Source organism: Streptomyces calidiresistens, from assembly GCF_014141525.1.
GTDB lineage: Bacteria > Actinomycetota > Actinomycetes > Streptomycetales > Streptomycetaceae > Streptomyces > Streptomyces calidiresistens.
In genome coordinates this window covers 1-5545 of sequence record NZ_VKHS01000350.1, presented here as the reverse complement: position 1 = coordinate 5545, position 5545 = coordinate 1, and the positions used below count along the sequence as shown (strand labels likewise).

Genomic DNA, 5545 nt, shown 5'->3' with positions numbered 1-5545 from the left:
CCCCCGACCACCGACGCCCCCCGAGCGGCGGACTCCCTCTCCTCCGTGCTCTCCGCCGCCGCCGTGACCGCCGGCGCCTCCGGCGAGGACACCCGGCTGCCCGTCACCGTCCTCTCCGGCTTCCTCGGCGCCGGCAAGACCACCCTGCTCAACCGGATCCTCGCCAACCGCCGCGGCCTGCGCGTCGCCGTCATCGTCAACGACATGAGCGAGATCAACATCGACGCCTCCCTGGTCCGCGAGGGCAACTCCCTCTCCCGCACCGAGGAACGCCTGGTCGAGATGACCAACGGCTGCATCTGCTGCACCCTGCGCGAGGACCTCGTGGAGGAAGTGGAACGCCTCGCCCGGCAGGGCCGCTTCGACCACGTGCTGATCGAGTCCAGCGGCATCTCCGAACCGATGCCGGTCGCCGCCGGCTTCGCCTTCCCGCTGCCCGGCGGGAACGGCACCGTCCTCGGGGACCTCGCCCGCCCGGACACCATGGTCACCGTCGTCGACGCCCGCAACTTCCCCCGCGAGTTGGCCCGGGGCGACGACCTGCGGGAGCGCGACCTGGCCACCGCCGAGGACGACGACCGCACCATCAGCGACCTGCTCGTGGACCAGGTCGAGTTCGCCGACGTCATCCTGCTCAACAAGACCGACCTGGTGGACGCCGCCGAGGCCGACCGCCTGGAACACCTCCTGCGACGGCTCAACCCCGGCGCCCGGATCCACCGCACCGAGCACGGCCGGATCGACCCCTCCCTGGTCCTGGGCACCGGCCTCTTCGACCCGGTGAAAGCCGAACAGGCGCCGGGGTGGGTGGCCGAACTCAACGGCGACCACGTCCCGGAGACCGAGGAGTACGGCATCTCCTCCCTCGTCTTCCGCGACCCCCGCCCCTTCCACCCCCAACGGCTGTGGGACCTCCTCACCGGTCCCCTGGACCGCGGCGACCACGGACAGGTGATGCGCTCCAAGGGCTTCTTCACGCTCGGTTCGCGCCCCGGTGTGACCGGACTGTGGTCCCAGGCCGGCGCCGTCGCCCGCTTCGAACCGCTGGAGATGAACGACCCGACCCACCACGGTCACCCGCACGCGCACACCCACGACGGGACCTCCGCCGAGCCGGTCGCCGGCCGGGGCCAGGAACTCGTCTTCATCGGCGTCTCGCTGCGCCCCGACGCCCTGCGCGAGGCCCTGACCGCCTGCCTGCTCACCGACGCCGAGGCGGAACGCGCCACCCGGGCCCCGGACTCCCTCCCCGACCCCTTCCCGGCCTGGAACCTCTGCGACACCGACCACTGAACCGCTTCGGACGAGGACCCGGCCGCCTCCCCCACCCGGGTCCGGGTCCGGGTGGGGACCGCCGTCACCCCGGTGCAGGGGGGCGGTGGGTCCCCCGCCACGGCAGTCCCGTCCCCAACAACGTCGCCATCCCCACCCACGGCACCAACACCACCGCCGTCGCCACCGCGGCCCCCGACCACATCCCGGTGAACACCGTGCCGATCACCAGACCGATCAACGCTCCCGCCGCCGCCGACGCGACCCCCGCCAACGCCACACCGACCGCTCCCACCCGCGGTCCCCGGTCGGCGGACGAACCCCCGTCCCGCACCCCCCGGCTCCCGCCGCCGGCCGTCATCCGCACCGCGCCGATCACCAGGCCCGCGAACATCCCGAGGCCGAACACCGCCCACGGCGCCACCCGGGTCCAGACGGCGGCCACGTCCAGGGGGGCGGTCAACCGCCGCAACTCCACCGCCACGGGCTCCACCACCAAACCGGTCGCCCTCAACTCCTCCACCAGCCGATCCGCCCGATCGGGACCGTACGCCTCCACCCGGGCGGACTCGAATCCCTGCTCCCGGCGCGGTCGCTCGGCGAGGTGGAACATCTGGACGATCCCCGGCGTCATGTACCCCCACGGCTCACCCTCGGCGGGGGAGGCCGGACCGCCGTGCACCCCCGCCACGGTCAATTCCACATCCACCGGCTCGTTGCCCCGACCCGACTCGACACCATCGGGATCCCCCTCCCACACCAGGGGGGTGTGCCGGAACACCAGACGCTCCCCCAGCAGTTCCTCCGCCGATCGGCCGGCGAACCCGTCGGGCAGCACGATCTCCGTCAGGCCCGGCGGGTCGCCCGCCCGGAGCGACAGGTCGGCCGTCCACGGCAGCACGCGCAACATCGCCGGGTCGGTGGGCTCTCCCTCTCCCACCGGTGCCCCGGGGTACACCTCTCCGACACCGCTCCCCCCGGCCACCACTGTTCGGACACCGGGAAGCTCGGCGATCTCCGCCAGCCGTGCCTCGGTGAGGAGGTCCGGGCGAACCCCCTCACTCTCCGTTTCCCCTTCCGCCGCGGGCCTTTCCCACACCGTCAGGGATCGCTGCGCTCCCTCGGAGGTCGCGCGGGCCTCCGCCTCGTCCTGCGCCCGGTGCACGGGGCCGGTCACCACCACCGTCAACGCCACCGCGACCACCAGGGGCAGCAAGGGGCCCCAATGGCCCCGGATCACCTTCCTCGCCACGGCTGCCGTCCCCCGCCACGTGGGCCGGACCTCGATCGATCCCATGCGAACTCCTCCGCTGTGAGGTCCGGCTCGGGTGGCCATCGACCGGATGGCCGCCGCCCACCGTAGCCCTGCCGGGCCCCGGCGCACGACGGTCCGTCACGGGACGGGGACGGTGACCCCACCGCACCGCACGGCGCCCGCCCCGCGCTCAGCCGCCCCGTTCGGCCGGGGCCGGCTCGGTGACGGCCCGGTCGGGGGCCGGCGACTCGACGGAGGCCAGGGAGAAATAGCTCTCCTCCTCCTGGGCGAAGTGCATCCGCAGCACGGTGTGCAGCCCGTGCAGCACCGCCCGCAGGTCCGCCACCTGCTCGGCGGGGATCTCCCGGGCGTCCGGGCCGAGGAGGTCCAGGTGGGTGCGCACCCGCCGGGCCAGCCGCTCGATCTCGGCGTGCGCGCGGCTCATCGTCGCGGTCGCCTCGGCTCCCCCCAGCACCCCGGCCAGGGCCGGGTACAGCTCGTGCTCCTCGGCGTGCTCGTGGGGGAGCAGCCGCTCCTCCAGCAACCGGTCCACCCGCCGCACCGCCGCGACGGCGTCGGCTGCGTCGGTGGAGCCCCCCACGCCGGCCCGCTCCGGGCCGGGGGAGAGGTGATCCGCCGCCTCCCGCACCGCCTCCACCACCCCGCGCAACTCGTCGTGCTCGGCCGCGAAGCGCCGCAGCAGCCGCTCCGTCGCCGGGTCCACCGCCGAACGCACGGCGCGCCCCACCCGAAGCGCCCGCAGCGCGTTGAGGATCACCAACAGGTCGATGCCCTCCTGCAGCAGGGCACCCGCCGCCGGCGGCAACCACCCCACCGCCGCGGCCGCCATCGCCACCAGGGACAGCAGCATTCCGCCCAGGGCGCTCTGCACCGCGATCCGCCGTGTCCGCACCGCGATGGTCACCGCGTCCGCCAATCGGTCCACCCGGTCCGTCGTCAGGACGACATCGGCCGCCTCCGAGGCGGCCCCCGCCCCCCGGGCCCCCATGGCCACGCCCACGTCGGCGGCGGCCAGCGCCGGCGCGTCGTTGACGCCGTCGCCCACCATCACGGTCGTGGCCCGCTTCCGCTCGGCGCGCACCGCCGCCACCTTGTCCGCCGGGCTCTGCTCCGCCCGCACCGCGTCCAGTCCCAGGACGGCGGCGACCTCCCGGGCGGGCGCCTCCCGGTCACCGGTGAGCATGACCAGGCGGCTGATCCCCACCGAGCGCAGCCGGCGCAGCGTGCGCGGGGCGTCGGGGCGCGGCGGGTCGCCGAGCAGCACCGCCCCCAGCGGGTCGCCGTCCACGAGCACCCAGACCACCGCCGCGCCGTCGAGGGTCGCGCGGTGCTCCACCCGCCGCACCGCCTCCGGCATCGGCATCCCCGCCGGGTAGCGGCCCACCACGACCGGGCGTCCCCCGACCCTCGCGGACACCCCTCGGCCGGGCTCCTCCGACACGTCCTCCGGCACCGGCAGGCGGAGCCCCCGCGCGCCCGCCTCCTCCACCAGGGCCCGGGCCAGCACGTGCGGTGAGAGCTGTTCGGCCGCCGCGGCCCACCGCAGCACCTCGTCCGCGGACGCCCCCGCCACCGGCACCACCGCGATCACCCGGGGGCGCCCGCCGGTGAGCGTCCCGGTCTTGTCCAGCAGTACCGTGCGGGCCCGCCCCAACCGTTCCAGCGCGCCGCCGTCGCGCACCACCACCCCGATCCGGGCCGCCCGGGAGAGGCCGGAGACGATCGCCACCGGCGCGGCCAACAGCAGCGGGCAGGGCGTGGCCACCACCAGGACCGCCACGGCGCGCACCGCCGAGCCGCTCCACGCCCACGCCGCGCCGGCGACCAGCAGTGTCAGCGGGACGAACCAGGCCGCGTACCGGTCCGCGAGCCGCACCACCGGTGCGTTCTCCGCACCCGCCCGCCGGGCGAGCAGCACCAGGCGGGCCCACGCGCTGTCCGCCTCCACCGCCGTGGCCCTCATGGTGAAGGCCGCGCCCGCGTTCACCGTGCCGCTGGACACCAGCGCGCCCCGGGCGTGCTCCACCCGCGCGGACTCCCCGGTGAGCGCCGACTCGTCGAGGACCGCCTCCGCCGACTCCACCCGGCCGTCGACCGGCACCGCCTCGCCGGGGCCGACCATCAGGAGGTCGCCGGGCACCACGTCGGCGGGCGTCACCTCCACCACCCGGTCCCCGATCCGGCGCCGGGCCAGCCGCGGGGAGTGCTCCATCAGGGCCCGCAGGTCGCGCGTCGCCCGCCGCCGGGCGGACTCCTCCAGGCGACGGCCGCCCAGGAACATCACCGCGATCAGGGCCCCCGCCAGGTACTCGCCCACCAGGAGGGTGCCCAGCAGCGCGAGGACCGCGATCACGTCCACACCCGTGCGTCCCCGGCGCAACTCGCCCGTCACCATGACCAGGGCGGCCACCAGGCCGGCCAGCGTGCCGAGGAACCACACCGCGTCGGCGGCGCCGACCGCCCCCACCAGCCGGGCCACGGCCCCGACCGGCAGCGCGGCTCCGGCCGTGACCAGCGTCGCCGTCTCCCCGTACCGGCGGATCCACCGGCCGAAACCGACCGACTCCGCGCCCGCGGTCTCCGGTGCCTCTTCCATGCCGGCTCCTCGCATCCCTCCGGATCCGCCGGGGGCGGCGATCCGGTGCACGGCCCCTCTCCTCATTGAAGTACGACGTCCGCCGACCGGCGAGGGCTCACCGGCCCCCTCGGTGCGCCGATCGTTTCCGCCCCCCGGGCCAGGGGTACCCGGGGTGGGCAGGCCGGGCGCCGTGAGGAGGCGACATGACGCGGAACCCGAACCCCGACCCGGGGACCGACCCGTACGTCCACGCCGAGCCCGACGGCGACACCGAGCACCTGCTGGTGGGGTTGGCCTCCGGCCGCGTCCTGCGGTTCTCCTGCACCGTCCCCCTGGACGGTGTGCTGCGGCTGCGCGCCTCCGATCCGCCCCCCGACCGGCGTCCCGCTCCCGGCCGGTCTCCCAGAAGGCCTCCACGC

4 protein-coding genes are annotated in these 5545 nt (G+C 75.7%); 2 read left to right on the top strand and 2 right to left on the bottom strand.

Going from position 1 to position 5545, the window contains the following annotated elements; genetic code table 11:
* Positions 1 to 63: 63 nt before the first annotated feature.
* Positions 64 to 1293, top strand: a complete 1230-nt coding sequence (locus FOE67_RS15120; protein WP_182664540.1) for a GTP-binding protein — start codon at positions 64 to 66, stop codon at positions 1291 to 1293.
* 64 nt (positions 1294 to 1357) lie between these two features.
* Here the strand turns inward: FOE67_RS15120 and FOE67_RS15115 are convergent, their stop codons facing one another.
* Positions 1358 to 2569, bottom strand: a complete 1212-nt coding sequence (locus FOE67_RS15115) for a hypothetical protein (protein ID WP_182664539.1) — start codon at positions 2567 to 2569, stop codon at positions 1358 to 1360.
* A gap of 148 nt (positions 2570 to 2717) precedes the next feature.
* The gene (locus tag FOE67_RS15110) at positions 2718 to 5144 is read right to left on the bottom strand and encodes a heavy metal translocating P-type ATPase (protein ID WP_182664538.1); all 2427 of its coding nucleotides are present in this window, start codon (positions 5142 to 5144) and stop codon (positions 2718 to 2720) included.
* A gap of 185 nt (positions 5145 to 5329) precedes the next feature.
* On the opposite strand from FOE67_RS15110, the gene FOE67_RS15105 reads away from it, so the two are divergent.
* On the top strand, positions 5330 to 5545 hold a 216-nt coding region (locus tag FOE67_RS15105; RefSeq protein WP_182664536.1), incomplete at its 3' end, for a hypothetical protein.

Bases quoted from the DNA above. Each gene is read 5' to 3' on its own strand.
- FOE67_RS15115 (WP_182664539.1), bottom strand. From the start codon at position 2,569: ATGGGATCGATCGAGGTCCGGCCCACGTGGCGGGGGACGGCAGCCGTG.
- FOE67_RS15110 (WP_182664538.1), bottom strand. From the start codon at position 5,144: ATGGAAGAGGCACCGGAGACCGCGGGCGCGGAGTCGGTCGGTTTCGGC.